We start from the raw sequence: 25,975 nt of genomic DNA, 5'->3' as shown, positions 1-25,975 counted from the left end.
CGATGTTAGGGTAGAAGTTTTGACTTTAATCAAAACGTGCAGTAGTTGTTATTGATAAGATTAAACAAGTTCTTTTTTAATTTCGAAAGAAGCTAAATCAACAAATTCCATGATACGATTGTAGATTTCATCTTGACTTAAATTTTCGATACGTTCAGTACCAAATTTTTCAACGCAAAATGAAGCCATGGCAGAACCTGTGATAACCGCTCTTTTCATGTTTTCAAATGAAATATCATCAGTTTTAGCTAAATATCCTATAAATCCTCCAGCAAAGGTATCTCCTGCTCCAGTTGGGTCAAACACTTCTTCTAACGGTAATGCTGGTGCAAAAAATACATTTTCATTCTCACCAAACAAAAGAGCGCCGTGCTCCCCTTTTTTAATGATTAAATATTTTGGCCCCATGCCCATAATAACGCTGGCCGCCTTTTTTAAAGAATATTCTTTTGACAATTGACGAGCTTCCTCATCATTGATGATTAAAACATCTACCATTTTAATCGTTTCCATTAAATCATCCCAAGCAACGTCCATCCAAAAGTTCATGGTATCCATTGCAATTAATTTTGGTCGATCATCTAAACGTTCAATAACTTGTTTTTGAACAGCTGGTGTTAAATTTCCAAGCATTAAATATTCAACGCCTTGATAAGCGGCCGGAATAACAGGGTCAAACTCTCCTAAAACATTCAATTCTGTAACCAATGTATCACGCGTGTTCATATCGTTATGATATTTACCTGACCAGAAGAAAGTTTTCTCTCCTTTTTTGACTTGAATTCCTTCAATATCAATGCCTCTTTTTTGCAAATCTTCTAAGGTTTCATTTGGAAAATCTTCTCCAACAACTGAAACAATTTTTTGATCTTTTGTAAAATAAGATGAAGATAAGGCAATGTAAGTACCTGCACCACCAATAATTTTATCCGTTTTTCCAAACGGTGTTTCAATGGCATCAAAGGCCACACTTCCTACTGTCAATAAACTCATTAATTTCAATTTTAGACTGCAAATATAAGGTTTTAACGATTAGGGCAAAAATTTATTTTAGGAAGTCGATTGTCAATAATAGGACGCTTAACTTTCGCTTAAAATTGATTAACTTTGAGTCAAAGTGTAGAAAGATGAATATTGAAGAATTTCGAAATTACTGCATCGCGAAAAAAGGCGTTACTGAAAGTTTTCCTTTTGATGAAAACACCCTTGTTTTTAAGGTGATGGGTAAAATGTTTGCATTGGCAAATATCGAAGGTTTTGGAAGTATGAATTTGAAATGTGAACCAGATAAGGCTGTTGAATTGAGAGAACAATTCCATGCTGTTGAACCGGGTTATCATATGAGTAAAAAACATTGGAATACGGTGACGGTAAATGCAGATGCGAGCGACCGTTTAGTATTCGAATGGATTGATGACTCATACACTTTGGTAGTGAAAAGTTTAACTAAAAAATTACAGGCGGAATTAGCTGAATTATAATGGCGAGGATTGATAAATTTGTTTGGGCAGTACGTTTGTTTAAGACGAGGAGTTTAGCGGCGAATCAGTGTAAAACGAATAAAATTTTAGTGAATGATGAGCCCGTGAAGGCATCGAAAGAAGTGAAAGTTGGCGATATTGTGTCCGTTAAAAAAAGCGGAGCAGTTTTTTCGTACAAGGTTTTAGAATTATTGGAAAAGCGAGTTGGAGCAAAGTTGGTCGAACAATATATCCGCGATATCACACCAACAGAAGAGATAGAGAAATATAAATTATTTCAGGCATCACAAAAATCATATCGTCATAATGGAATGGGAAAACCGACAACAAAAGAACGTAGGCATTTAGAAAAATTTCTTCGCCAAGGGTATTATGACCAAGATGATGAGGATTAATTCATTAACTCCTTCACCACAACATAGTTTCCAGTTCTGCTTTGCTCTTCTGTTTCCGATTCGTCGCAATCATCCCAAAGCCCTGATTTAATGACGACATGAATTGAAACAACTTGTCCTATTAGTGGTTCAAGCACACCTCGATCCACTTCACTTTCGCAAAATTTGATGTAATAATCTTGAACAGATGCGCGAATGTAAAGATCGGTATATCCGGTTTCCATCCCGTTCTTTTTGATCAACCCTTTTCGAATTAGTTCACCGGTGAGGACAAATTTTTCAGGGTCTTGCGCTTTCTTTTCTATCGGTTTTTGCAATACTGTTGATGGTGAATCACAAGATGAAAATAGACTGACAATGAAGAATGAAAATACTATAAAGAATCCTTTCATTAGTATTATTTAATGTACGGTAACGCGTTCAACACGAACTGTATTATTCCCTTTAATCCGAAGTAAATAAACTCCTTTTTGCAATTTTTCTAAATTGATGGTTTGATTAAGAATAGTTGTTTGGTCGACTAATTTGCCAGTGGCATCCAATATTTCCACTGTGGCATTGTTCCACTTTTCATCAGACTTAAAGTAAATTTTCCCATGCGTCGGATTAGGGTAAATTTCTAGTTCTGAAGTAATTTCTTCAATATTTGCAGATGGTGTTAATGCAAAGGAAATTAAATCTTTTTGTTCGCCGGCATTCGCTTCTCCACATGTAAAAAAAGCAAATCCATCAATCACAAATGAACCGGGTGCCCATCTGCCAGCTCCGGGATGAGCCAATAATTCAGTCCAACTGTCGTCACTTGGATCATATTCCCAAAATTCACCAGTGGGTAAATTAGTATGTGTTTCTCCTTGGCCACTTAAAATATACCCTTTACCATCGTAAGAAAACTGGGTTCCTGCAACACGACCTTGTTCTGGAAAAGTGCCTAATTCGGTCCATGAATCTGTAGCGGGATTATAACGATAAAAATCATTAAAAATGAATGAGTTATGATGACCAAATCCTACATATACGTCGTCTCCGATTCCGAAGTAATAGGGATGGTGTCTTTCTGTCCCAGGAAACTCCTCCTTTTCGGTCCAAGTGTCTGTTTCAATATCATATTCCCACCAGTCCTTTAAATCACCAAACTCGCTTCCACCTAATCCCACATATATTTTATTGTTTACTTGAACCATTGCGGGGTGCCATCTTGAAATGCATGGACAAGGTGTAAGTTCGGTCCATTCTCCTGATATTGGTTCATAAGACCAGAAATCATTTAAAGAAAAATATTCAAAAGTATCTTCGTTTTCATATAATCCAAATCCAAGGTACCCTTTTTCATTGGTGCTTACGCCGTATGAAAAACCTCTAGCTTGACCGGGGAAATCTGGTAATGTTGACCAGGTATCCGTGTCCATGTCGTATGAATAAAAATCTTTAAGTACGCCTGCACCGGGTTTTGCGCCAGTTACAAGATATGCAACACCTCCAATTGTAAAAGTAATAGGATGATGACGTTCAATAGCTGCTGCAGGTAGACTTGCCTTTTCTTCCCAATCTTGCGAAAATATTACGAAAGAAAAACTAAGTGTTAAAAGTGTAAGAGATATCTTCATTGTGCATAATTTTTAGAAAATATACAAAGAATGAAGTGAACTTAAAAAGCATGTTTTTTTTAATCTATGAAGGCTATTCTTCTGCTTCAGAATATTTTGGTTCAACCCAATCACCATATTCACGAATCAAGTTAACTAATTCATCCAGGGCATCTCCTTCAGGAATATTTCGTTTGACAACTTCTTTTTCTTTGTACAAGTTTATTTTTCCTTTTCCCACGCCAACATAACCATAATCGGCATCTGCCATTTCACCTGGACCGTTAACAATGCAACCCATAATGCCGATTTTCAATCCTTTTAAATGATTTGTTTTAGCGCGAATTTTGGCCGTTGTCTCTTGAAGATCAAATAGCGTTCTTCCACAAGAAGGACATGAAATATATTCTGTCTTTGAGATCCGTTTTCGGGAAGCTTGCAGAATACCAAAGCTGGTTGCTGTAACCAATTGTGGTGTGCCAGTATTTTCAGTGACGATTTGTATACCGTCACCAAATCCATCGAGTAATAAAGACCCTAAATCTGCTGCACTGTATAATTGAAAAGTTTCGTTATCTAAATCGTTATATTTTGATTTTATTATGACAGGATTGGTAATCCCCAAATTCATTAATTCAATCATAAAACGTCGATTCGCCATGACACGATGAGGATGGTCGGTGTCTAAGACTAAAACAACATTTGTAAATTGAGAATTTGCTTTAATTGTGTGGAGGTCATCCAATTGATCAGCATCAATTTTCACAAAATTTAATTCCTCAGATTGTTGTGAACTCACCAAAAATTCATGCCATTTAAATAACGGATAAACTTGATTTTTCTTCTCCCAAACTTGGGCGTCACAAATAATACCAAGTGAACCAGGGAGTTCAAAATTCGGAATTGATTTACCGGTATAGATATAATCTGCACAAAGTTCTTTTAAATGCCATTTATCATCTGGGACATTATAATTATAACCGCTTGCGAAAAAGTGCGCGGGTTTAATGTCAGAAATTTGACTTAAATCTGAAACAACTACAGGGACCTGATGTCCGCCAATATTTCTTACTTCATGACTTTCTCTTCGTGTATGGGTGAATGGATCGTAAGGGAGTGCGCCTGTAATCGGTGTTATTAAATGATGGTCTTTCGGTAAGTTTTCAAAACGTTTTGCAAGAATACGAGCAACAGGAATTTCATTTTCAGGTGCTTCGGTTAATGATACCCTGATCGTATCTCCTAATCCATCGGCTAATAATGTCCCTATTCCTACTGCAGATTTAATTCGACCGTCTTCTCCTTCTCCAGCTTCGGTTACTCCTAAATGCAAAGGATAAACTCGCCCTTTTTGAATCATTTTTTGTGCAAGTATACGGTAAGCTTGAACCATAACCTCCGTATTGCTTGATTTCATTGAAATTACAAGATTGTAAAATTCATTATCTTCACAAATCTCAATAAATTCCAACGCAGATTGAACCATTCCATGAGGTGTATCTCCATATCGACTCGTAATTCGATCAGAAAGAGACCCGTGATTTGTCCCAATGCGCATGGCACGATTAAGGTCTTTGCAGAGTAAAACTAAGGGAGTGAATTTTTTACGAATTCGAATTAATTCTTCTTGGTAGGATTCGTCGGTGTATTCAATCTCTTCAAATTTCTTTTTATCGGCGTAATTTCCGGGATTGACCCTTATTTTTTCAATATGTAAGGCTGCAACTTCTGCCGCATTCGGTGTAAAATGAATATCGGCAACAATTGGCGTGGTATAACCGCGTTCATTTAGAGCTTGTCTAATGTTTTTTAGGTTCTCAGCTTCCTTTTTGGATGGAGCAGTGTATCGAACGAGTTCGCAACCCGCATCAATCATGCGAATGGCTTGTTCAACAGAAGCCTCAGTCTCCATGGTGTCAGTGGTTGTCATCGACTGAAGACGAATTGGGTTGTCTCCACCAAAAGCAATATCTCCTACTTTAACTTCAAGTGACTTTAGTCGCGAAAACTCTGTGAGACTATTGCAATATTTTTGGTCCTGATTCATCCTAGTTTGTCTTAAACACTATTACCTTATTTCTGCTCCAGTTTCAAATCCCTCTTCTGGAGATACAAAGCTTAATTTTCCTTCAGAATTCTCTGCCATGAGAATCATTCCTTGTGACTCTACACCTCTAATTTTTCGAGGAGCTAAATTCATAAGAATACTTACTTTTTTACCTATAACATCTTCAGGCGAATAATGTTCTGCAATTCCTGATACAACAGTTCTTTTATCTACGCCAGTATCAACAGTAAGTTTTAGAAGTTTATCTGCTTTTTTAACTTTCTCAGCGGTTAAAATTTCACCTACACGAATGTCCATTTTCATAAAGTCATCAAATTGTGTAAGTTCTTTTTGTGGAGGGAAAGTAGTTGTTTGATTTTCCATTTTACTAGCTTCTAATTTTTCAATTTGTTTGGCAACAAATTCATCTTCAATTTTACTGATTAAGATACTTGGTTTATTTTTGTCTAAGGCGTGATTATCTGGCAATAGATCTATACTACCAGCTTGATTCCAATCAGATTCATTGTAATTAAGAAAACTAGCGATTTTTTTTGCTTTTTGAGGTAAAAATGGTGCAAGAATTAGGGTTAAGTTTGCAGTTATTTGAAGCGCAATATTTAGAATCGTTTCTACGCGATTCATGTCTGTTTTTGCTAATTTCCACGGTTCCGTTTCAGCTAAATATTTATTGCCTAACCTTGCTAAATTCAGCGCTTCACTTTGTGCTTCCCTAATTTTGTATCTGCGCAAAAGGTCTTCTATTTTTTCAGGAAATGATTTTAGTTGATTAATCACTTCGAGGTCTATAGCTAGAAGTTCATTTCGCGAAGGGACTTTTGCTTCAAAGTATTTATGGGTAAGAACAATTGCACGATTAACAAAATTACCTAAAACATCGGCTAATTCATTGTTTATCCTTGCTTGATATTCTTTCCATGTAAATTCGGCATCCTTGCTTTCTGGAGCAATTGCGGTTAGCACATACTTTAATTCATCAATTTTATCTGGATTTTCATGAAGGTATTCATGTAGCCATACTGCCCAATTTCTTGAGGTCGAAAATTTGTCGCCTTCTAAGTTTAAAAATTCATAGGCAGGAACATTGTCAGGCAAAATTAATCCGCCGTGTTCTTTTAATAAAATCGGAAAAATTATAGCGTGAAACACAATATTGTCTTTCCCGATAAAGTGCACCAATTTAGCATCTCCTGTCCAATAGTCTTCCCATTTTTTATTTTGTGTTGCAGCCCATTCTTTGGTTGCAGAGATATAACCAATTGGAGCATCCAACCATACGTATAAAACTTTTCCATCGGCTCCCTCCACAGGTACTTTTACACCCCAGTCCAAATCTCTTGTCATTGCTCTTGGATGCAAACCGCCATCAATCCAACTCATACATTGCCCATTTACTTGGTTTCTCCATAGTTTAGGGTCATGTTGTTGAACACCGTCTAATTTTCCTTCTGTAATCCACGTTCGTAACCAATCTTCATGCTGATCCATCGGCAAAAACCAGTGAGAAGTTTCTTTTAGGATTGGAGTTTTACCGCTTAAAGTAGAAATTGGATTTATTAAATCTTCAGGACTTAATGCGGAACCACATTTTTCACATTGGTCTCCATAGGCATTTTCATTGTGACAATTCGGACATTCTCCTGTAATGTATCGATCGGCTAAGAATTGCTTGAATTCCTCGTCATAATACTGCTCGGTTGTTTTTTTAATAAAACTTCCTTTTTCATTCAATACTTTAAAATAATCACTCGCTGTTTGGTGATGTATCTCATTTGAGGTTCTCGAATAAATGTCAAATTCTATCCCAAAATCTTCAAAAGCCTTTTTATTGATTTCGTGGTATTTATCCACAATTTCTTGCGGTGTAGTTTTTTCCTTTTTCGCACGAAGCGTTATTGCTGCTCCATGTTCATCACTTGCACAAACGAATACAACATCTTCTTTTTTCATTCTTAGAAAACGCACAAAAATGTCTGCAGGGAGATAAACTCCTGCGATATGTCCTAGGTGAAGTGGTCCGTTTGCATAGGGTAATGCGGCAGTAACAGTATATTTATTTTCTTCCATCAAGTATTTCTTCCCATCGTTAAAACGATGAATTAAAATACAAATATACGGTGAATCATGAGATATTTTAATGGATAAAGACTTGAATCGAAAATCTATGAGTTCGGGTTATTTTTTTCATACATGGACAGGTTTCATTCTTTACTTTGTGTAATTTTAACCCATGAAGCACATTCGAATTCTATCTCCCGCTAAACAAATTGATGAAGAGGCTATTAATTTTGCTGTTTCATACCTAAAAGAAAAAGGGTTTAAAGTTGATGTAGGAAATTTTGCAGGAGGCCAATACCATTATTTTTCTGGAACAAAAGATGAGCGATTTAAGGACTTTCAAAACGCCTTAGACGATTCTTCGGTTGATGTCATTTTGTGCGCTAGAGGAGGGTATGGTTCGGTACAAATAATTGATGAATTAGATTTTACTGAATTTGTAAAAAAGCCAAAATTAATAGTTGGATACAGTGACATAACCGTATTTCATCATCATATTTTTGGTCAATTTAATAATCCATCCTTGCATGCTACGGCTCCGCTAAATTTTAAAGAGAATACGGCTGATTCACTTGATTCGTTGATTAATGCGTTGAATGGAGGTGTTAATTCTTATTCGTTTGATCCCCAAAAATATAATATTCAAGGTAATGCTGAAGGGGTTGTCGTAGGCGGTAATTTGGCAATTGTTTATTCGTTAATTGGAACTAATTCTGATGTGGATTTTGACAATAAAATTTTGTTTCTTGAAGAGGTTGGTGAAGCACTTTATTCGGTTGACAGAATGTTTTACAGTTTAAAAAAGGCGAATAAATTAAAGTGTTTGAAAGGGGTGGTTATAGGAGGGATGACAAACCTAAAGGATTCTGAAATTCCATATGGAAAATCTGTTGAGGAAATTATTTATGATCATGTTAAACCATTAAATATTCCTTTGGGATTTAATTTCCCCGCAGGTCATATACAAGACAATCGTGCTGTTTTGATTGGGAAAAGTGCTAAGATTAAGATTGGGAGAAACGAATCGATTTTTGAACAAGATTGTAATATAGATTTGGAATCTTAATTCAAAATGCATAGGTTTAGTAAGTCATTAACCTAAACATTATGCGATTTATATTGATTTTAAGTTCATTATTTGGACTGTATTCTGCCACTGCGCAACTTACCAAAGGGAATAATTTTTTTACGTTAACCAATTATGCTCCAAATGATTCTGACGCGATTTTTGAGGATTATCCAATTCCAGTTGATTCATTAGGAAATCCTTTAGAAAAGTCTGCAGTTAATTCAAGCGGTAATTTGTTTTTTGGTTATAATTTCGCTGTTACAGATCATTTTTTACTTGGAGCGAAACTTCATCACATAGGGAGCAAAGAAAGTACATTTGGAGTTTTTACCGTAGGTCCAGTTTTGAGATTTCATCCAACAATTAAAGCATTAAATTCAACAATCGTTTTTACGAAGTCGGGGTTATTAGCGGAAAATTTCTTTTTTATTGAAGGTGCTTCATTGTTTGGAAATATGAAACTTTCGGAAGAAACACATCCGTATGCTGAATATTTTTTAAATATTGGTGGATCGTTACGTTTTCCTTCCGACCGATATAGGTTTATTAGGCATTTTGGTGTTGAGTTAGCCGTTGGAATTCAATACAGGTCAGCATATCATCTTGTGGACCGACAAACTATTCTACCAAATTTATCGGGTGGGATTCAAATTTACCTTGACCGAAACTACATAAGATTTAAGTAATAAAAAAGCCATCATCACATAGCGTGACAACGGCCTTTTTTTGGTTATGAAGATTTGTTAATGTTTAACCTTTACAATTTTAGTTCCTTTCTCGGTTAACAAATGCACCAAATAGATACCACCTGCTAGTTCTGAAAAATTTACTGTTGTATTTGTTGTGTTGACTGCTCTGTTTTCATAAACAACATGTCCTGTTATATCATAAATTGAAATACCTTTTAGGTTGTTTACGTTTTCTATTGAAAGTATATCTTTTACGGGGTTAGGGTAAACATTAATTGTCAACTCCTCATCCTCGATTATACTTAATCCGCAGTCGGTGTCTTCTTCAATGACATAATCGTCGTCAGAAAAATTAGAACATCCACCTTCGTTAGTGATCATTAAGTTATAAGATCCAATTTCAGTTGCATTATAGGTTGTCCCTGTCTCGCCAGCAATTATATCACCATCTTTATACCATTGCAGCTCGGCACCCGCAATACCTTCAAGAACGATAGTTTCACCTGAACAGATCAAATGGTCATCGAACTCATTTGAAATTTCTACAAAAGGAGTTTCACCTGCTTCAATAGTCACGCCTGTTTCAGTAGAATCAGAACATCCAAATTCATTGGTAACAACTAAATTATAATGACCAAATATTGTTGCCTCGTGATCGCTGTCTGTTTCACCTGCGAGTTCATCACCGTTTAAAAACCATTGATATGACTCGCCTGTGGTTCCTTCCAGTAGTATAGTCTCATCAGGGCATAAAATTAAATCTTCGGCTGGGGTGGTAATTTCAACAGTTGGGTTATCAGCTGATAGTATTGTAATTCCTACCGCTGCAGAATCAGCGCAACCAAGCTCATTAATTACGAACTGATTGTAAACACCGCTTTCTGTTATGTCAATAGAAATATCCGTTTCATCATCAATCAATTCTCCGTTTAAATACCACTGGATTTCTCCGTCATCGATTCCAGTAAGCGTAATAATTTCATCAGGACATAAATATTCATCACCATCTAAACTTAATTCAACTTCTGGACCAGCATCGGGTTCAATTACGAAAGACACAGCAGCAGAATCGGAACACCCACTTAAATTAGTTTTAATTTGATTATATACACCTGGAGATGTTGCATCATATGAAGATGATGTCGCATCTACAATTGGATCGCCATTCAAATACCATTGTACTTCTCCACCACCTGGAGCAGCACCATCGATAATTATTGTTTCACCAGGGCAAATTAAATGATCATCCATTTCTTGTGACAATTCAACAGATGGTGCAGTGTAAAACTCAACAACGATACTTTCTGAAAGCATATAGTTATCACTCTCACCAATTTGTACGCGCGCTTGATAATATCCTGTGTTTTTTGCATAGATAAAATCATCTTCTTCTCCATCTATGATTTCGCCGTTTAAGTACCATTCTACATCATTTACATCATATAATAGCTCGATTCTTGTGCTATCATCTCCTGGGCAAGCTTCCATGTCAATTGATAATGCTTCAGCGCGTAGTAATTGAATATGGCAATGATCCAAAGGAGCATAGGTAGAGGTGAAATATGGCTCTAAATTATCGTATTCTTCGGTGGTAGTTGTAGTAATTTCCCCGTAATATTCTGAGATCACAAACTGGTTTTCTTCTTCAATGAAATAAGCACCATGAATTTCTAGATCTTCACCACCAGCCAAACTTGTGCCAGTGAAATCACCCGTAGCTAAATCATACCGGTGTACCATGGATACATCAAGCGCATTGGCTTGGAAAATGTAAAGTGAATTATTTAGTGTGTTGTATTCCAAACCGAATGGTCCTTCAAGTTCCGTATCATAAACTAATTCGAAATCACCACTTACTGCATCTAAGGAATAAATCAATCCAGGTGTACCATCACCATTTCCTGTTATCATATACACTTTACCATCCGATCCTATGTCTGCGCTATTAAAATAAGAAACTTCAAATTCGAAAATTAATTCTAATTCACCAGTAAATGGATTTATTTTATACAAATTTCTTGTTCCACCTTCGTCTTCGTTTATTAGTCCGTATAATAAGCTGTCGGCTGGGTTAAGAGCTATCGCATGGGCGTGATAATCAAGGGTGTTGGTTTCAAAATCGGCGAAATCGGCAGTGTAAAAGGTAATTTCTGCATCCCGAGTAGATCCAATTAATCTATTTTCAGTCGTACCCTGAGCATATGAAAACAGGGCAGGCATAAGACCAGCTAGGAGTAAAATTTTTCTCATGTTAATGTATTTTGGTGTTAATTCAAACTAGATACAGGTGAAGTTCGATTATCCCCTATGGGTTTTTATGTAATTGATTGAATTCGTTACAAATAACACACAAACAATTTAAACATCGAATTATTTAACAAAAAACGCAATATTTACCCAGTTCTTGCTGGAGTTCCCAAAATTAACAATCACGAAGTAAGGTATGGCATCTGAAATATTTAGTGTTTCCGCCGTTTTTTACTTTTAAATTGACTTTGTTTGGTTCTTTTTTCTTTTAACCATTTTGGCATTTCTTTTTTGGAAGATTTATTGGTTTTAGGACCAACAAGGCGTTCTAACAGCTCAGGTTTTCCAGCATGAAGAAGTTTGTCTTTCACCCATTGACGATTTTCAGGTTTGTACCAAAAGAAAAAGCGATGTTGATCTTTTTTTTCTTGTTTCGTTTTAGGAGCAAAAGTGGGTTTTAACGTATAGGGATGCACGCCAGCATAATAAATTACGGTGGCAACAGTCATTGGAGTCGGTGTAAAATCTTGAACTTGTTCCAATTGAAATCCCATTTCTTTTGTTTCCGCCGCTAAATTTGCCATATCTTCTTCTTTGCATCCAGGATGAGATGAAATAAAATAAGGAATTAGGGGCTGGTTCAATCCGTTTCGCTTTTGGATACGGTCGTAGGACTCTTTGAATTTGTGAAAATGTTTAAATGAGGGTTTTCTCATAATCCTCAAGGTATCATCAGCAGTGTGCTCTGGGGCAACTTTTAATCGACCAGAAACATGGCGCGTAACAACTTGTTCGAGATATTCTTCAGCCGATTCTTCGTCTAAATTCTTATTATAATCTTTAACTAATAAATCATATCGAATACCTGACCCTACGAATGCTTTTTTAATCTTTGGGTGTTGATCAACTTTTTTGTACAAATTAGTAAGTGGCTTATGATTGGTGTCCAGGTTAGAACATACTACAGGGTGAATACAAGAAGGACTGACACATTTTTCGCAAATTGCTTCGTCAATGCCTTTCATTCGATACATATTTGCAGAAGGCCCTCCTAAATCAGATAAATAGCCTTTAAAATCGGGATCCTCTACCACTTGTTCAACCTCACGCATAATTGATTTTTCACTTCGAGAAGCAATAAATTTTCCTTGGTGAGCAGAAATCGTACAGAAGCTACATCCTCCAAAACAACCTCTGTGCATATTGATGGAGAACTTAATCATCTCATATGCCGGTATATCGCCTCTTTTGTGATATTTCGGATGTGGTAACCGTGTATATGGTAAATCAAATGATTGGTCAATTTCATTTTCCGTCATAGTTTTATATGGCGGATTTATTATGAGCCGTTTTTCCCCAATATCCTGTAGTATTCGTCTTGCAATTAATTTGTTGGATTCAACTTCAACAATTTTAAAGTTCTTTGCGTACGAAATTTTATCATCCAGGCAATTCTCATGAGAGTTAAGGTCAACATCTTCCCAATTTTTATTTTTTGGTAGAGATTCTTCTTTCGGTTGAAGAATTGCTGTTTGAGGAATTGTTTTTAAAGAATCTAGCGGGACTCCTTTTTTAAGAAGTTTAAGGATGTCACGCAAAGGTTGTTCACCCATTCCGTAAACCAATAAATCAGCTCCACTTGTTTCTAGAATACTGGGCATTAGTTTATCCGACCAATAATCGTAATGTGTTACTCGCCGAAGTGAAGCTTCAATACCACCCAAAATTACTGGGGTGTCTGGATATAATTCCTTTAAAATTTTTGTGTATACCGAGGTCGCATAATCCGGTCGAAAACCTGCTTGACCACCTGGGGTGTAAGAATCGGTTGACCTTTTTCTTTTTCCTGCGGTATAGTGATTTACCATTGAATCCATGCAACCAGAAGTTACTCCAAAGAAATATTTGGGAGCTCCAAATTTTTTGAAGTCGCGCAAATCATCCTGCCAATTCGGTTGGGGAATGATCCCTACTTTAAAACCTTCGCTTTCAATAATACGACCAATAACTGCCGGACCAAATGAAGGATGATCTACATAAGCATCACCTGAAACGAGAACAACATCTAACTCTTCCCATCCATGCGCTTCAAGCTCTTTTTTTGTGATTGGTAACCAATCGGATACAGGTCTTCTTTTCTGATTCATCATTACAAAGGTACGAGAATTTAATCGGGTTGTAAATTGGTTAGGAAGACTATTTTATTTGAAGTATTCTGCAATATATTTTAAAGTCTTTTTGTCTATGCTTTTAACAGCGTCACGATAGTGTTTGGAGTATAGTAGTTCACCATCGGACAATCTGAGTAGAGCCACCTCAGTAAAACGATTTACAGCAAAATACAAAATAAGGTGACTTGGGTCTTTTTTTTCAATCGCCTCGTAATATTCTTCTTCAGCAAACAATCGGTATTTAATTCCTAGTTTATCAAGTTCTTCTTTTTGAATAACATGCCTTGTTTGTTCTCTGTTTAAAATCAGTGTATTTCCAACAATTGGACCTTCTTTACCACGAATATCTTCCGCTACTTTTTCGTTTAGTTCAATTGGCTCTCCATTTATAGCTTGACTCATTATACTTGATAGGCCGTCGTTAATTGCTTTTATTGCCATATATAAAAAACGATGCTCATCTTCCTCTTTTACCAAATCATAAAAACCATTCAGGTACATATAGCCAAGTGTACTTTCCATTGTCACTTGTTGATGCACTCGATAACCTTCAGCGGGTAATACAACTAATACATGTTGATTTTTTCGGTCAATCATGTGTTTTTTCATCCACTCTTTCTCCGTAATAAAGATTAAGGTTTCTTCTTCACCGGGTTTAACCATTTTTTCTAAAACAGTAAATGAAGTACAAGTCCAGTATTTCTCTAAATGGGATATCATCAAGCTATCCATGTAGTCATCACCGCATTTTCGGTAGGTTAAACCATGTTTCATAAAGTTTTTAAAGGCTACTTCATCCGTTCCGAAATTATAAACTTGACTCGTTCCAACGATACTAAAAGAAACTGATAATAATAGAAAGAGGTATTTCATTGATTACTTTTTAATAATTAAAGTCAAAATTTATGCCTAAAATAAATCCGTAACGTTGTCCGCAAATAATTTAATAGCAATTGCTAAAAGAATAATTCCAAACACTTTTTGCAGGATGGCGATGCCTCCTTTACCTAAAAACTTTTCTATTCGTTTAGTTAGTTTTAGTACGAAGAAAACTAAAAGTATATTGAGGATGATGGCAATGGCAATATTATAAACTTCGTATTCTGCTTGAAGTGATACAATAGTAGTCATCGTTCCTGCACCTGCAATTATTGGAAATGCAATAGGGACTATTGAAACTATTTTTTTTGAACTTTCATCTTCATCTCTAAAAAGTTGAACACCAAAAATCATTTCTACTCCCAAAGCAAAAATGATAAATGATCCGACAACAGCAAACGCTTTTGTGTCAACACCAAAAAAACCGAGTAAACTTTCTCCTATGAACAAGAAGCCTAGCATAATTCCAAGCGCAACAAGCGAAGCTTTTAGCGGGTGAATATCACCTGATTTCTTCTTTATTTTTATAATGACTGGAATTGATCCTAAAATGTCAATCACAGCGAAAAGAACCATAAATGCTTTTCCTATTTCTAGTAAATCGTCGTAATTCATAACAAGGCGGTTTTAAAAAAGTCGGCAAAGATAATCTTTTTAATTCTTTGACCTTTATTTGTTTATTATTCTTTCTATGCAAGGAGCAAAAAAAGTATGCTCTAACTTCAATACAGCTTGTTGAACATTCTCAACGGTCATATCGGGGCTTATTGCACAACTATGTTGCTCAATTATATTACCTTCATCGTAATTTTCGTTAACGTAATGTATGGTTATACCAGACTCCCGTTCACCATTTGCAACAACGGCCTTGTGTACATTCATTCCGTACATACCTTTTCCTCCATATTTTGGAAGGAGTGCTGGATGTATGTTAACGATTCGATTGGGATAGTTATTCACTAATGACAGACTTATTTTTTTAAGGTAACCAGCTAAAACAACGAAGTTGATCTCATGTGCTTTTAAAACAGCTTCAATTTCTCCATTTTCAATTCCTTTAGCAGTGTGTGTGTACGAAGGAATCTTGTGTTTCGCAGCGCGTTCATGAATGTAAGCTTCAAATTTATTGGAAACGATTAATGCAACACTTATTGTTGAATGATTTTGAAAATAATTCATGATGGCTTCAGCGTTACTACCACCACCAGAAGCAAATATAGCTATTCGATGTTTCATAATTTATTTAAAATACGACCCAAAGGTAAGAGTATTATAAAGTTCTGCTTAGTTTTCGTTATTTTTAGTCCCTCAATATAAGGCTAATTATGGAAGAAGAAAATCAAAAGATGATTCCTTATCAACAAGTGCTCTTTGAAGAAGAGGAGATGATTGAACGTTCGAAAATGCATTATGAATTCATGAATAAACGAAGATCTGTTAGAGCGTTTTCCGACAGAGATGTGCCTGAAGAAGTCATTCAATATATCATCAGAACGGCGGGGACTGCTCCTTCAGGTGCGCACAAACAACCATGGACATTTTGTGTTATACGTAATTCCGATCTAAAGCATCGAATAAGAAAGTTAGCGGAGGAAGAAGAGCGAAAGAATTACAGTGGAAGAATGAGTGAACGTTGGCTAAAAGATCTTGAGCCTTTGGGTACAAATGCAGTTAAAGAATTCATTGACATTGCGCCTTGGATAATTGTCGTGATGAAAAAATCTTTTGATTTTAATGATGATCAAAAGAAAATAAATAACTATTATGTAAACGAATCGGTCGGTATAGCTAGTGGATTTTTGATTGGGGCCATCCATCAAGCCGGCTTGGTAACTTTAACGCATACACCAAGTCCAATGAATTTTATAGCTGAGGCACTTGACCGACCAAAAAACGAGAAACCTTACCTACTTTTGCCAGTAGGTTATGCTAAGGAAACCTGTACTGTGCCTGACTTAGAGAGAAAAAACTTGGAAGAAATATCAATTTATTACATGTAAATTTTGATTTTCTGCCTTTTTAGTATTTTCTTTGCAGACTGAATAAACCATTTAAAACAGATAATATGTCTGATGTAAAATCAAAAGTAATGTCTATTATCGTAGACAAATTAGGAGTAGCAGAAGATGAAGTAAATGCAGAAGCAAGCTTCACAAACGATCTAGGTGCAGATTCTTTGGATACTGTAGAATTGATCATGGAATTTGAAAAAGAGTTCAATATTGCAATTCCTGACGATCAAGCTGAAAAGATCCAAACTGTTGGAGATGCGATTTCTTATATCGAAGGAAACGCAAAATAATTTCTAAAAATCATTAGAGTTTAATTTAAAGCAAAGGAATGGAGTTGAAAAGAGTAGTAATAACTGGACTAGGAGCGTTAACACCAATAGGAAACACTACAGATGAATATTGGCAAGGTTTAGTTTCTGGGGTGAGTGGTGCTGCAAAAATCACAAAGTTTGATGCTGAAAAATTTAAAACTCAGTTTGCTTGCGAGCTGAAGAACTTCAATGTTGAAGATCATATAGATCGTAGGGAAGCGAGAAGATTAGACCCATTTTCTCAGTACGCCATAGTTTCTACCGCTGAAGCTATGGTGGACTCGGGTTTAAATGTGGAAAATCTTAACCTCGATAGAGCTGGTGTTATCTGGGGCTCTGGAATAGGTGGATTGACAACCTTCCAAGAAGAAGCAAGTTCTTTTGCTTCTGGTGATGGTACACCTCGATTCAACCCATTTTTTATTCCAAAAATGATTGTTGATATTGCTGCCGGCCATATTTCAATGAAATACGGTTTTAGAGGACCAAACTATGTTACTGTGTCAGCATGTGCTTCATCCAACAATGCGATGATTGATGCCTTCAATTTGATAAGGTTGAACAAAGCAGATGTCATTATTTCGGGAGGTTCTGAAGCATGTGTTAATGAACCTGGGGTTGGCGGATTTAATGCGTTGAAAGCATTGTCTACTCGGAATGATGATCCTAAAACGGCTTCACGACCTTTCGATGTAGATCGAGAAGGTTTTGTTCTTGGCGAAGGTTCAGGAGCACTTATTCTTGAAGAACTGGAACATGCAAAAGCGCGTGGTGCTAAAATTTACGCAGAAATTGTGGGAAGCGGCCTATCTGCTGATGCACACCATATCACTGCACCGCATCCGGAAGGTTTAGGCGCAATTAGTGTGATGAAACAAGCGCTTGCAGAAGCAAATCTTTCACCAGAAGATATTGATTATATTAACGTTCACGGTACTTCAACTCCGCTTGGGGATATCGCTGAAACGAAGGCGATAAAAAATGTATTTGGTGAACATGCCTATGACTTGAATATCTCCTCAACTAAATCAATGACAGGTCATTTACTTGGTGCTGCTGGAGCTATTGAGGCAATTGCATGTATTAAGGCAATTCAAAATAATATAGTACCTCCAACAATTAATCATTTCACGGATGATCCGGAAATCGATAACAAACTCAATTTTACGTTCAATAAAGCACAGGAACGAGAAGTAAAGTACGCGTTAAGTAATACGTTTGGATTCGGAGGTCACAATACATCTGTGATTTTCAAATCTTATGAGGACTAAACTTTCACGTGTCCCGAAGCTTTTTGCTAAAAAAAGAGACCCTTCCGAGCAGCGGTTGGTGGACTTCCTTGAAAAAAAGTTTAATTATCGTCCTATAGATTTAGATTTATTTATTGATGCACTAACGCATAAATCCTTTAGTAATACGCGGGAAGAATGTGAGAGCAACGAGCGTTTAGAATATCTGGGTGATACCGTTATTGATCTCATCGTTGCGCATTATCTGTATGACCGATTCCCAAATGAAGATGAAGGTTACCTAACAAAAGTTAAAGCGAAGATTGTAAATCGGAAGATGTTAGCTTATATTGGTGGTGAATTAGAGCTAGAATCATATATGCGTTACCGAAAAGGACGCTCTATAAAAGTTGCGACACTTGAAGGAAATGCCATGGAGGCCTTAATTGGTGCGATGTATTTAGATTCTGATTATGATACAACTAGGGCTGTCTTTGAAAAATATGTCATCAAAAAATTCATCAATTTTAAGGAAGTGCTTTCTCAAGAGATGGATTTTAAAAGTCTGTTGCTAATTTGGGGTCAAAAGAATAAGTTCAATATTTCTTTTGAAATCATTGATGAAGCAACAAAAGAGAATGATTTTATTTACACAGCACGTGTCATCATCAATAATAAGGAATGGGGAATGGGTAAAGGTACAGCGAAAAAGGAGGCTGAACAGAATGCATCCAATGAAACAATGACACTCTTAGGACTCCATTGATAAAGTCTACAATCAGAGTAAGGACAGGATTATATAGTATCTAAAAAACTTGCCAATTAGCATCATAAGAGCAAAAGGTAAGAGCTTTACTTTGTAAAAGCCCATAACAGCCACCATTGGATCGCCAATAATTGGGATCCAGGATAAAAGCCCCAACCACATCCCCCACTTAGCTAAGCGCCTTTCCCATCTTATTATTCGATTTTCGTTAAGTTGGAAACGTTTTTTTAAAAGTGTAACATTTGATTTGTATCCGATGAAATAGTTTGTTAAGCCGCCGATAAAATTACCTAGACTCGCCGTGAATAAAACTGTCCAAAAAGAATAGTTGAGATTGTTAAACGCAATGACAAGCGCTTCTGACGGGAATGGGAGAAGCGTGGCAGATAAGAAGGTTCCGCTAAATAGTCCAATTAACCCCCAGTTAATAAAATTCATGACACAAAAAATCCGCGCCAAAAAATGACGCGGATGTTTTATAGTTTTTGATTGATTAGATGTTAAAAGCAGCTTTTACTTTGTCAACGTAATCTAATTTTTCCCATGTGAAAGTTTCAACTTCAACAGTTTCTTGACGTCCAGCATTGCTAAACGTTACTTGTTTCTTTTCAGAAGTTCTGCCCATGTGACCGTAGGCTGCAGTGTCTGAATAGATAGGATTTCTTAATTTTAAACGTGTTTCTATTGCATACGGACGCATATCGAATATCTCCCGTACAATTTTTGCAATTTCACCATCCGTTTTATCAACTTTTGCTGTTCCATAGGTATCAACGAAAATTCCAGTAGGTTCGACTACACCAATGGCGTATGATACTTGTACAAGAATTTCATCTGCTACACCCGCAGCAACAAGGTTTTTAGCAATATGTCTAGTAGCATATGCACCAGAACGATCAACTTTAGATGGATCTTTTCCTGAAAATGCTCCTCCTCCATGTGCTCCTTTTCCACCATAGGTGTCTACAATGATTTTTCGTCCAGTTAGACCAGCATCACCATGCGGACCACCAATTACGAATTTACCAGTAGGATTGATGTGATAAGTAATATCTTCGGTAAATAATGCTTGAAGATTTGGCGCCAATTGCTCTTTTACTCGAGGAATTAAAATAGAAACGATATCTTCTTTAATCTTCTTAAGCATAACCTCATCATTCGAATCAAAATCATCGTGTTGAGTAGAAACAACTATTGAATCAATACGTTGAGGGACATTATCGTCAGAATATTCTATCGTTACTTGTGCTTTTGCATCTGGACGTAAATATGTAATAGAATCGTTTTCTCGTCTTAATTCAGCAAGAACTTGCAAAATTTTATGCGATAAGTCTAATGCCAAAGGCATGAAGTTAGCAGTTTCTTTAGTCGCGTAACCAAACATCATTCCTTGGTCACCAGCTCCTTGCTGCATCGGGTCTTCACGATCAACACCACGATTGATATCATCGGATTGTTCATGAATAGCAGAGATAACAGCACACGATTTGGCGTCAAATTGATATTCAGATTTTGTATAACCAATTTTCGCGATAGTATCACGAGCAATTTGTTGTACGTCTAGGTAAGCATTTGATTTTACCTCACCTGCTAATGTCACCAAGCCGGTTGTAACTAGCGTTTCACACGCTACTTTTGATTGAGGATCAAATGCCATAAAATGGTCGATAAGTGCATCAGATATTTGATCTGCCACTTTATCTGGATGACCTTCTGAAACGGATTCAGATGTAAATAGATATGACATAGTATTAAATACGATTTAAATGAAGGGCAAAAATAGTTAATTTGACTATACCGTCAGCATTAATTTGAATAAAAGCGTAATTCGGAACAAAAAGACTTATTTTACTTCGCCTCAGAAAACTGCATATTGTCAATTAATCTTACATTTCCACAATAGACAACTATACAAACTGTGGTATTTGCGTCTACTTTGTTCACTTCTTGAAGGGTGTTATTGTCAACGAATGAGATATATTCTACTGTGAGACTAGAGTTTAGAAATTCTGATTCTATCTTAGATCGAATAGCCATAGCATCAACCGTTTCTTTATAGCGATTCATTCCACTCAAGAGTGCTTTGTGAATTAATGCGGCTTCTTCTTTTTCAGTGTCTGATAGCAAAGCGTTTCTCGAGCTCAATGCTAATCCGCTTTCTGCTCTTGCAATGGGAACACCAACAATAGTTACAGGTAATCTTTTAACTTGAACCATCTTTTTGATGACAGCCAATTGCTGAAAGTCTTTCAGTCCGAAAAATGCAATTTCGGGTTTAACCATTTCAAAAAATCGTTCCACGACCATGCAAACGCCTTTAAAATGACCGGGTCTAAACGCTCCCTCCATGTGCTTATCAATTCCGCCTAAATCAATTTCATAATTTAAAACACCGTTTGGGTAAACGGAATCAAAATCCGGTAGAAGTAAAATATTACAGCCATTTCTTAATAGAAGCTCTTTGTCGGCGTCTATCGTGCGAGGATAAGTTTCAAGATCTTTGGGATTGTTAAATTGGGTGGGGTTAACGAAAATACTACACACAACAATATCAGTTTGTTGCCTTGCGTTTGCTATAAGGGTCATATGACCGGGATGCAGGGCACCCATGGTTGGAACAAATCCAACTTTTGCCGATGGATTTTCATTTTTTAATGCCGCAATTGCAGCACTTAATTCACTTTGATTCTTTGCAATTATCACATCAAAATTCTTGAACAAGCCTACAAATCTATGCTTTACAATTGAATTTCTGCCTTTTTTTTAGTAATTTTGTACTCAAATTATAGCTTATTAACTTTATGGAGAAGAAAAGAGTACTATACATTTCGCAAGAAATTTCACCTTTTTTACCACAATCAGATATTGCATCGGCAGCAAGAAAATTGCCACAGGGAATTCAAGAGGGAGGAAAAGAGATTAGAGCATTTATGCCGCGTTACGGCTGTATTAATGAAAGAAGGCATCAATTACACGAAGTAATTCGTTTGTCTGGGATGAACCTTATAATTAACGATGTTGATCATCCATTAATAATAAAAGTGGCTTCTGTACCACAAGCTAAAATTCAAGTTTATTTTATTGATAACGAAGACTTTTTTACACGAAAAGCAACTGTTACAGATTCAAACGGGGAGTACTTTGAAGATAATGACGAACGTGCAATGTTCTTTGGAAGAGGAGTATTGGAAACTGTAAAAAAATTAGGATGGAAACCAGATATCATTCACTGTCATGGTTGGATGACTGCTTTAACTCCACTCTATATAAAGAAATTGTATCAAAACGACCCACATTTTGCTGATGCAAAAGTGGTTTATTCGGTATACGACAATGGATTTAACAAAAATTGGGATTCAAACTTTTACGAAAAGCTTAAATTTGACGGCTTTGATGAAGCAGATATCAGCGAATTAAAAGAAGTTGATTTTGTAACATTGACGAAAAAAGCAATGCAGGTTTCTGATGGTGTAATTCAGGGAAGTGAATCAATTGATCCGGATGTTGTAAAAGCAATAAAAGAATCTGACACTCCATTCTTGGAATACTATTCGGAAGAATCTTGCGTTAAACCGGTAAATGAATTTTACGACCAAATAGTAGAAGAGATCGTAGTTTAATGCGCGAAACGAAGTAGGATCAAATTTGATAACTGCGTTTCATCTGTTGACAAACAAACGTATTAGACAATTTAAAGGAATTGTACACAGATGACAAACAGAAAAGAAATAATTTTAAGGCGGAAAGTTTTAACACTTTCCGCCACTTTTTTTGGCTTAGTAATTTTATTCACTGCGTGTAAAAAGGATGAGTCCGCGGTAGGTAGTAATTTGGATAATCAAAATTTGAATTTTCAAATAACGGATACATTTACTGTTTATACAGAGTCCGAATTTGTTGATAGTATGGAAAGTGATGAGACCTCTGTGGGTCTATTAGGAGCTTATCATGACCCAATATTTGGAGCAGTAAATTGTGGAATTGTAACACAAATTGTTCCTGATAATATCACCAATGATTTTCCAGATGCCGGTGAAGTGATTATGGACTCGGTTATACTTTCTTTACGATATACTTCGATAAATTATTACGCAAATTTTCAAGATATCTCAATTGAGGTTTATGAAATAGATGATATCCTTGAAAGAACGAGTCAGGTTTACTATACTTTTGAGGAGCCGACAACAATAGGCTCAAATTTAACTTTTGATGATCCCGCTGTATTTTCGCCAGATTTTGTCGCTAATCAAATTGTTGGAGAAGATACAATCGTGCCGCACCTGCGAATTCCGCTTAAAACGGAGTTAGGTATGGATTTTATAGCTGATGCCAATGCAGGTTTATTGAACGAAAATTTTGCAACAAATACGTTTAAAGGATTGTACATAAAAGTCAATGTTCCAGACGCACCAAAGTTTGGATTATCAAGTGGTGATGGAACAGTGTTATACTTCTCGCTCGAGGATGCCGTATCAAAGGTTACCCTTTACTATCATACTGTTTCGGATGAATACGATAGCTTCGATTTTGACATTAATAGTTCTACAGCACGCTATAATAAAATAGAATATGACCGCACAGGAACGCAAGTGGAATTAGCAGAGGACAATCCTTCAATGGGTGAAGAAACTTTTTATGTGCAAGGGGGAGCAATTAGAGGAGTGATAAAATTTCCGCACATTGAGGAGTTTTATAAAGATAGTTTAGGAAATCCTAATCCAAGAATAATAAATCGAGCAGTATTGGTGCTACCAATTCAAGATTATGCTTCGGATGTATTTGACCCTTCAGCACGATTATTCATTGCACGAATTGTAGATAGTAAATTATCTACCTTTACTGAAGATTATGGTTTTGGATCGACAACAACGGACAATTCCGTTACTTACGATGAAGACGCGAAAGAATACCGTTTTATCATGACACAAGAAATTCAAGGATTGTTAAATGGCGATTTTGAGAATGTGGGTTATCGAGTGTACTCACCCGCTTTTTTCGCTTCAACGGTAGAGCGCATTATTTTTAATGGCCAAAGAACGACTCTGAAAAATAAACCGCGATTAGAAATTACTTATACAGAATATTAGACCAATATGTGTGGAATTGTTGGATACATAGGGGATAAAAAGGCATACCCTATTTTAATTAAAGGCCTAAGTCGATTAGAATATAGAGGATATGATAGTGCGGGCATCGCATTATTGGAAAATGGAACGAATTTAAATGTTTACAAACGTCAAGGTAAAGTCATCGACTTAACTGAATTTGTAGATGGACATTCAACTGAAGGGACAGTTGGCATTGGTCATACGCGTTGGGCAACTCACGGTTTGCCAAATGATGTGAATGCTCACCCCCATTGCTCTGGAGATGGTTCTATAGCGCTAGTGCATAATGGAATTATTGAGAATTATGATATTCTCAAGAAGGAACTCATAAAAAGAGGGCACGAATTTAAGAGTGAGACGGATACTGAAGTCCTTGTTCACCTTATTGAGGATATCAAAGAGAAAAGCGGAGTTTCGTTAGTCGAAGCTGTTCGAATCGCGTTAAACGAGGTGCATGGGGCTTATGCTATTGTAGTCGTTTCTACTGAAGATCCTGATAAAATAATTGCCGCTAAAAAAAGTAGTCCATTGGTAATTGGAATGGGCGAGGATGAATATTATTTAGCGTCAGATGCGACTCCAATTGTTGAGTACACAAAAAATGTAGTTTATTTGGAGGATGAGCAAATTGCAATTATTGATCGAAAAAATGGATTAAGAATAATTAGCATAAGTAATAAAGAAATTTCTCCTTATGTACAGGAGTTAGAGATGCAGCTGGAGGAATTAGAAAAGGGGGGGTATGAGCATTTTATGCTAAAAGAAATTTATGAGCAGCCACGTGCAATTCACGATAGTTTTAGAGGGCGTTTAGATGCCAAATCTGGACGTGTTTCTTTAGGCGGGATTAAAGATTATGAAGAGCAGATAGCCAAAGCGGATCGAATTATTATAATTGCTTGTGGTACATCATGGCACGCTGCATTGGTTGCAGAATATTATTTTGAAGATTTAGCGCGTATTCCGGTCGAAGTTGAGTATGCTAGTGAGTTTAGATATAGAAATCCGATTATCAATAAAAATGATGTGGTGATTGCAATCTCACAATCTGGTGAGACAGCAGATACACTTGCGGCTTTAAAAATGGCGAAGGAACAAGGAGCGACTTTGTTAGGTATTGTTAATGTGGTAGGATCGACAATTTCTAGAGTAACTGACGCTGGTTCCTACACACACGCTGGCCCTGAGATTGGTGTTGCTTCAACTAAAGCATTTACCACTCAATTAGTGGTCTTAGCTTTAATGGCATTGGCAATAGGAAAACGAAAAGGAACTATTGCCGACAAAAAATTCCAGTTGTTATTAGATGAATTGGAGTCTTTACCGGAAAAAATTGAGGAACTATTAAAAAGTGATGATTATATACGCGGTGTTGCTGAAATATATAAAGATGCGCAGAATGCACTTTATTTAGGTCGAGGAACGTCTTATCCAATTGCTTTAGAAGGTGCCTTAAAGTTGAAGGAAATCAGTTATATTCATGCAGAAGGATACCCTGCAGCTGAGATGAAACATGGGCCAATAGCCTTGATCGATGAAAATATGCCAGTTTTTGTAGTTGCTGCACATGGTGAGCACTATGAGAAGGTGGTGAGTAATATCCAAGAAGTAAAAGCGCGTAAAGGTAAAATTATAGGAATTGTAAGCAAAGGAGATACTGCGGTTAAGGACATTGCGGACCACATTATTGAAATCCCTAAATCGGATGAATTTATTGTTCCAATTTTAGCGACAATTCCCCTTCAATTGATATCTTACCATATTGCCGTAATGAGAGGTTGTAATGTTGATCAACCTCGTAATCTGGCTAAGTCTGTTACTGTAGAATAAACATTAAAAACGGCTACACGTTAATTTTGACGTTTTAACCAATTGATTTTACCATATTTGGCGTGAAAGTTAATTC

Annotated in this window: 24 protein-coding genes; 11 read left to right on the top strand and 13 right to left on the bottom strand. The window is 36.5% G+C overall.

The features are described 5' to 3' along the window. Positions 1–60: 60 nt before the first annotated feature. A complete protein-coding gene (locus tag A8143_RS11050; RefSeq protein ID WP_070138120.1) occupies positions 61–993 on the bottom strand; it encodes a PfkB family carbohydrate kinase in 933 nt (310 codons plus the stop codon). 134 nt (positions 994–1,127) lie between these two features. Here A8143_RS11050 and A8143_RS11045 point away from each other — a divergent pair, with 134 nt between their 5' ends. Both A8143_RS11045 and A8143_RS11040 read left to right on the top strand, forming a co-directional pair. Next, complete coding sequence (locus tag A8143_RS11045) at positions 1,128–1,481, top strand: MmcQ/YjbR family DNA-binding protein (protein WP_070138119.1); 354 nt, start codon at positions 1,128–1,130, stop codon at positions 1,479–1,481. Next, complete coding sequence (locus A8143_RS11040) at positions 1,481–1,876, top strand: RNA-binding S4 domain-containing protein (RefSeq protein ID WP_070138118.1); 396 nt, start codon at positions 1,481–1,483, stop codon at positions 1,874–1,876. Before A8143_RS11045 ends, A8143_RS11040 begins: the two co-directional genes overlap by 1 nt. On the opposite strand, the gene A8143_RS11035 is transcribed toward A8143_RS11040, so the two are convergent. From A8143_RS11035 to metG, 4 genes are all read right to left on the bottom strand, one after another. Continuing rightward, positions 1,873–2,268: a hypothetical protein gene (locus A8143_RS11035; RefSeq protein ID WP_070138117.1), complete on the bottom strand. Its 396-nt coding sequence runs from the start codon at positions 2,266–2,268 to the stop codon at positions 1,873–1,875. The genes A8143_RS11040 and A8143_RS11035 overlap by 4 nt on opposite strands. A 9-nt stretch (positions 2,269–2,277) precedes the next feature. Continuing rightward, the gene (locus tag A8143_RS11030) at positions 2,278–3,483 is read right to left on the bottom strand and encodes a kelch repeat-containing protein (protein WP_070138116.1); all 1,206 of its coding nucleotides are present in this window, start codon (positions 3,481–3,483) and stop codon (positions 2,278–2,280) included. A gap of 73 nt (positions 3,484–3,556) precedes the next feature. After that, entirely contained in the window at positions 3,557–5,509 is a 1,953-nt protein-coding gene (gene ispG / locus A8143_RS11025; RefSeq protein ID WP_070138115.1) for a (E)-4-hydroxy-3-methylbut-2-enyl-diphosphate synthase, read from the bottom strand. Positions 5,510–5,530: 21 nt separating this feature from the next. Further along, the gene (metG, locus tag A8143_RS11020) at positions 5,531–7,600 is read right to left on the bottom strand and encodes a methionine--tRNA ligase (RefSeq protein WP_394332113.1); all 2,070 of its coding nucleotides are present in this window, start codon (positions 7,598–7,600) and stop codon (positions 5,531–5,533) included. A 160-nt stretch (positions 7,601–7,760) separates the two neighbouring features. Between metG and A8143_RS11015 the strand changes: the two genes are divergently transcribed. Next, positions 7,761–8,654, top strand: a complete 894-nt coding sequence (locus tag A8143_RS11015) for a S66 peptidase family protein (RefSeq protein ID WP_070138113.1) — start codon at positions 7,761–7,763, stop codon at positions 8,652–8,654. 41 nt (positions 8,655–8,695) lie between these two features. After that, positions 8,696–9,343: a hypothetical protein gene (locus tag A8143_RS11010; protein WP_070138112.1), complete on the top strand. Its 648-nt coding sequence runs from the start codon at positions 8,696–8,698 to the stop codon at positions 9,341–9,343. Positions 9,344–9,400: 57 nt separating this feature from the next. On the opposite strand, the gene A8143_RS11005 is transcribed toward A8143_RS11010, so the two are convergent. The 5 genes from A8143_RS11005 to purN all read right to left on the bottom strand — a co-directional run bounded on the left by A8143_RS11005 (position 9,401) and on the right by purN (position 15,879). Continuing rightward, a complete protein-coding gene (locus A8143_RS11005) occupies positions 9,401–11,596 on the bottom strand; it encodes a T9SS type A sorting domain-containing protein (RefSeq protein ID WP_070138111.1) in 2,196 nt (731 codons plus the stop codon). Between the two features lie 209 nt (positions 11,597–11,805). Continuing rightward, positions 11,806–13,740 carry a YgiQ family radical SAM protein gene (locus A8143_RS11000; protein WP_070138110.1) on the bottom strand — a complete coding sequence of 645 codons (1,935 nt, stop codon included), beginning with the start codon at positions 13,738–13,740 and terminating at the stop codon, positions 11,806–11,808. 54 nt (positions 13,741–13,794) lie between these two features. Continuing rightward, a complete protein-coding gene (locus A8143_RS10995; RefSeq protein ID WP_070138109.1) occupies positions 13,795–14,637 on the bottom strand; it encodes a hypothetical protein in 843 nt (280 codons plus the stop codon). A 36-nt stretch (positions 14,638–14,673) separates the two neighbouring features. Next, positions 14,674–15,258 (bottom strand): MarC family protein, encoded by a 585-nt coding sequence (locus A8143_RS10990; RefSeq protein ID WP_070138108.1) that lies wholly within the window; start codon positions 15,256–15,258, stop codon positions 14,674–14,676. Positions 15,259–15,312: 54 nt separating this feature from the next. Beyond that, complete coding sequence (gene purN / locus A8143_RS10985; protein ID WP_070138107.1) at positions 15,313–15,879, bottom strand: phosphoribosylglycinamide formyltransferase; 567 nt, start codon at positions 15,877–15,879, stop codon at positions 15,313–15,315. Positions 15,880–15,968: 89 nt separating this feature from the next. On the opposite strand from purN, the gene A8143_RS10980 reads away from it, so the two are divergent. The 4 genes from A8143_RS10980 (at position 15,969) to rnc (ending at position 18,961) form a co-directional block, all read left to right on the top strand. Further along, positions 15,969–16,643, top strand: a complete 675-nt coding sequence (locus A8143_RS10980) for a nitroreductase family protein (RefSeq protein WP_070138106.1) — start codon at positions 15,969–15,971, stop codon at positions 16,641–16,643. 65 nt (positions 16,644–16,708) lie between these two features. Further along, the gene (locus tag A8143_RS10975; RefSeq protein WP_070138105.1) at positions 16,709–16,945 is read left to right on the top strand and encodes an acyl carrier protein; all 237 of its coding nucleotides are present in this window, start codon (positions 16,709–16,711) and stop codon (positions 16,943–16,945) included. A 38-nt stretch (positions 16,946–16,983) separates the two neighbouring features. After that, positions 16,984–18,237, top strand: a complete 1,254-nt coding sequence (gene fabF, locus A8143_RS10970; RefSeq protein ID WP_070138104.1) for a beta-ketoacyl-ACP synthase II — start codon at positions 16,984–16,986, stop codon at positions 18,235–18,237. Then, positions 18,227–18,961 carry a ribonuclease III gene (rnc, locus tag A8143_RS10965; RefSeq protein WP_083261340.1) on the top strand — a complete coding sequence of 245 codons (735 nt, stop codon included), beginning with the start codon at positions 18,227–18,229 and terminating at the stop codon, positions 18,959–18,961. The genes fabF and rnc overlap by 11 nt, the downstream gene beginning before the upstream one ends. Positions 18,962–18,973: 12 nt before the next feature. Here the strand turns inward: rnc and A8143_RS10960 are convergent, their stop codons facing one another. The 3 genes from A8143_RS10960 to panC form a co-directional block, all read right to left on the bottom strand. Continuing rightward, positions 18,974–19,399 carry a YqaA family protein gene (locus A8143_RS10960; protein ID WP_070138103.1) on the bottom strand — a complete coding sequence of 142 codons (426 nt, stop codon included), beginning with the start codon at positions 19,397–19,399 and terminating at the stop codon, positions 18,974–18,976. A 55-nt stretch (positions 19,400–19,454) separates the two neighbouring features. After that, positions 19,455–20,708, bottom strand: coding sequence for a methionine adenosyltransferase (gene metK, locus A8143_RS10955; protein WP_070138102.1), 1,254 nt, complete (start codon positions 20,706–20,708; stop codon positions 19,455–19,457). A gap of 101 nt (positions 20,709–20,809) precedes the next feature. Then, positions 20,810–21,664, bottom strand: a complete 855-nt coding sequence (gene panC / locus A8143_RS10950; RefSeq protein WP_070138212.1) for a pantoate--beta-alanine ligase — start codon at positions 21,662–21,664, stop codon at positions 20,810–20,812. 98 nt (positions 21,665–21,762) lie between these two features. On the opposite strand from panC, the gene A8143_RS10945 reads away from it, so the two are divergent. The 3 genes from A8143_RS10945 to glmS all read left to right on the top strand — a co-directional run bounded on the left by A8143_RS10945 (position 21,763) and on the right by glmS (position 25,899). Further along, the gene (locus A8143_RS10945; RefSeq protein ID WP_070138101.1) at positions 21,763–22,581 is read left to right on the top strand and encodes a glycogen/starch synthase; all 819 of its coding nucleotides are present in this window, start codon (positions 21,763–21,765) and stop codon (positions 22,579–22,581) included. Between the two features lie 90 nt (positions 22,582–22,671). Further along, positions 22,672–24,048 carry a DUF4270 family protein gene (locus A8143_RS10940; RefSeq protein ID WP_070138100.1) on the top strand — a complete coding sequence of 459 codons (1,377 nt, stop codon included), beginning with the start codon at positions 22,672–22,674 and terminating at the stop codon, positions 24,046–24,048. A gap of 6 nt (positions 24,049–24,054) precedes the next feature. Beyond that, positions 24,055–25,899, top strand: a complete 1,845-nt coding sequence (gene glmS / locus A8143_RS10935) for a glutamine--fructose-6-phosphate transaminase (isomerizing) (protein WP_070138099.1) — start codon at positions 24,055–24,057, stop codon at positions 25,897–25,899. Positions 25,900–25,975 lie beyond the last annotated feature (76 nt).

This window comes from Crocinitomix algicola, assembly GCF_001661595.2.
In the GTDB taxonomy this organism is placed as follows: Bacteria; Bacteroidota; Bacteroidia; order Flavobacteriales_D; family Crocinitomicaceae; genus Crocinitomix; species Crocinitomix algicola.
Note: the sequence above shows the minus strand (reverse complement) of the source record. Positions and strands in the feature narration are given on the sequence as shown.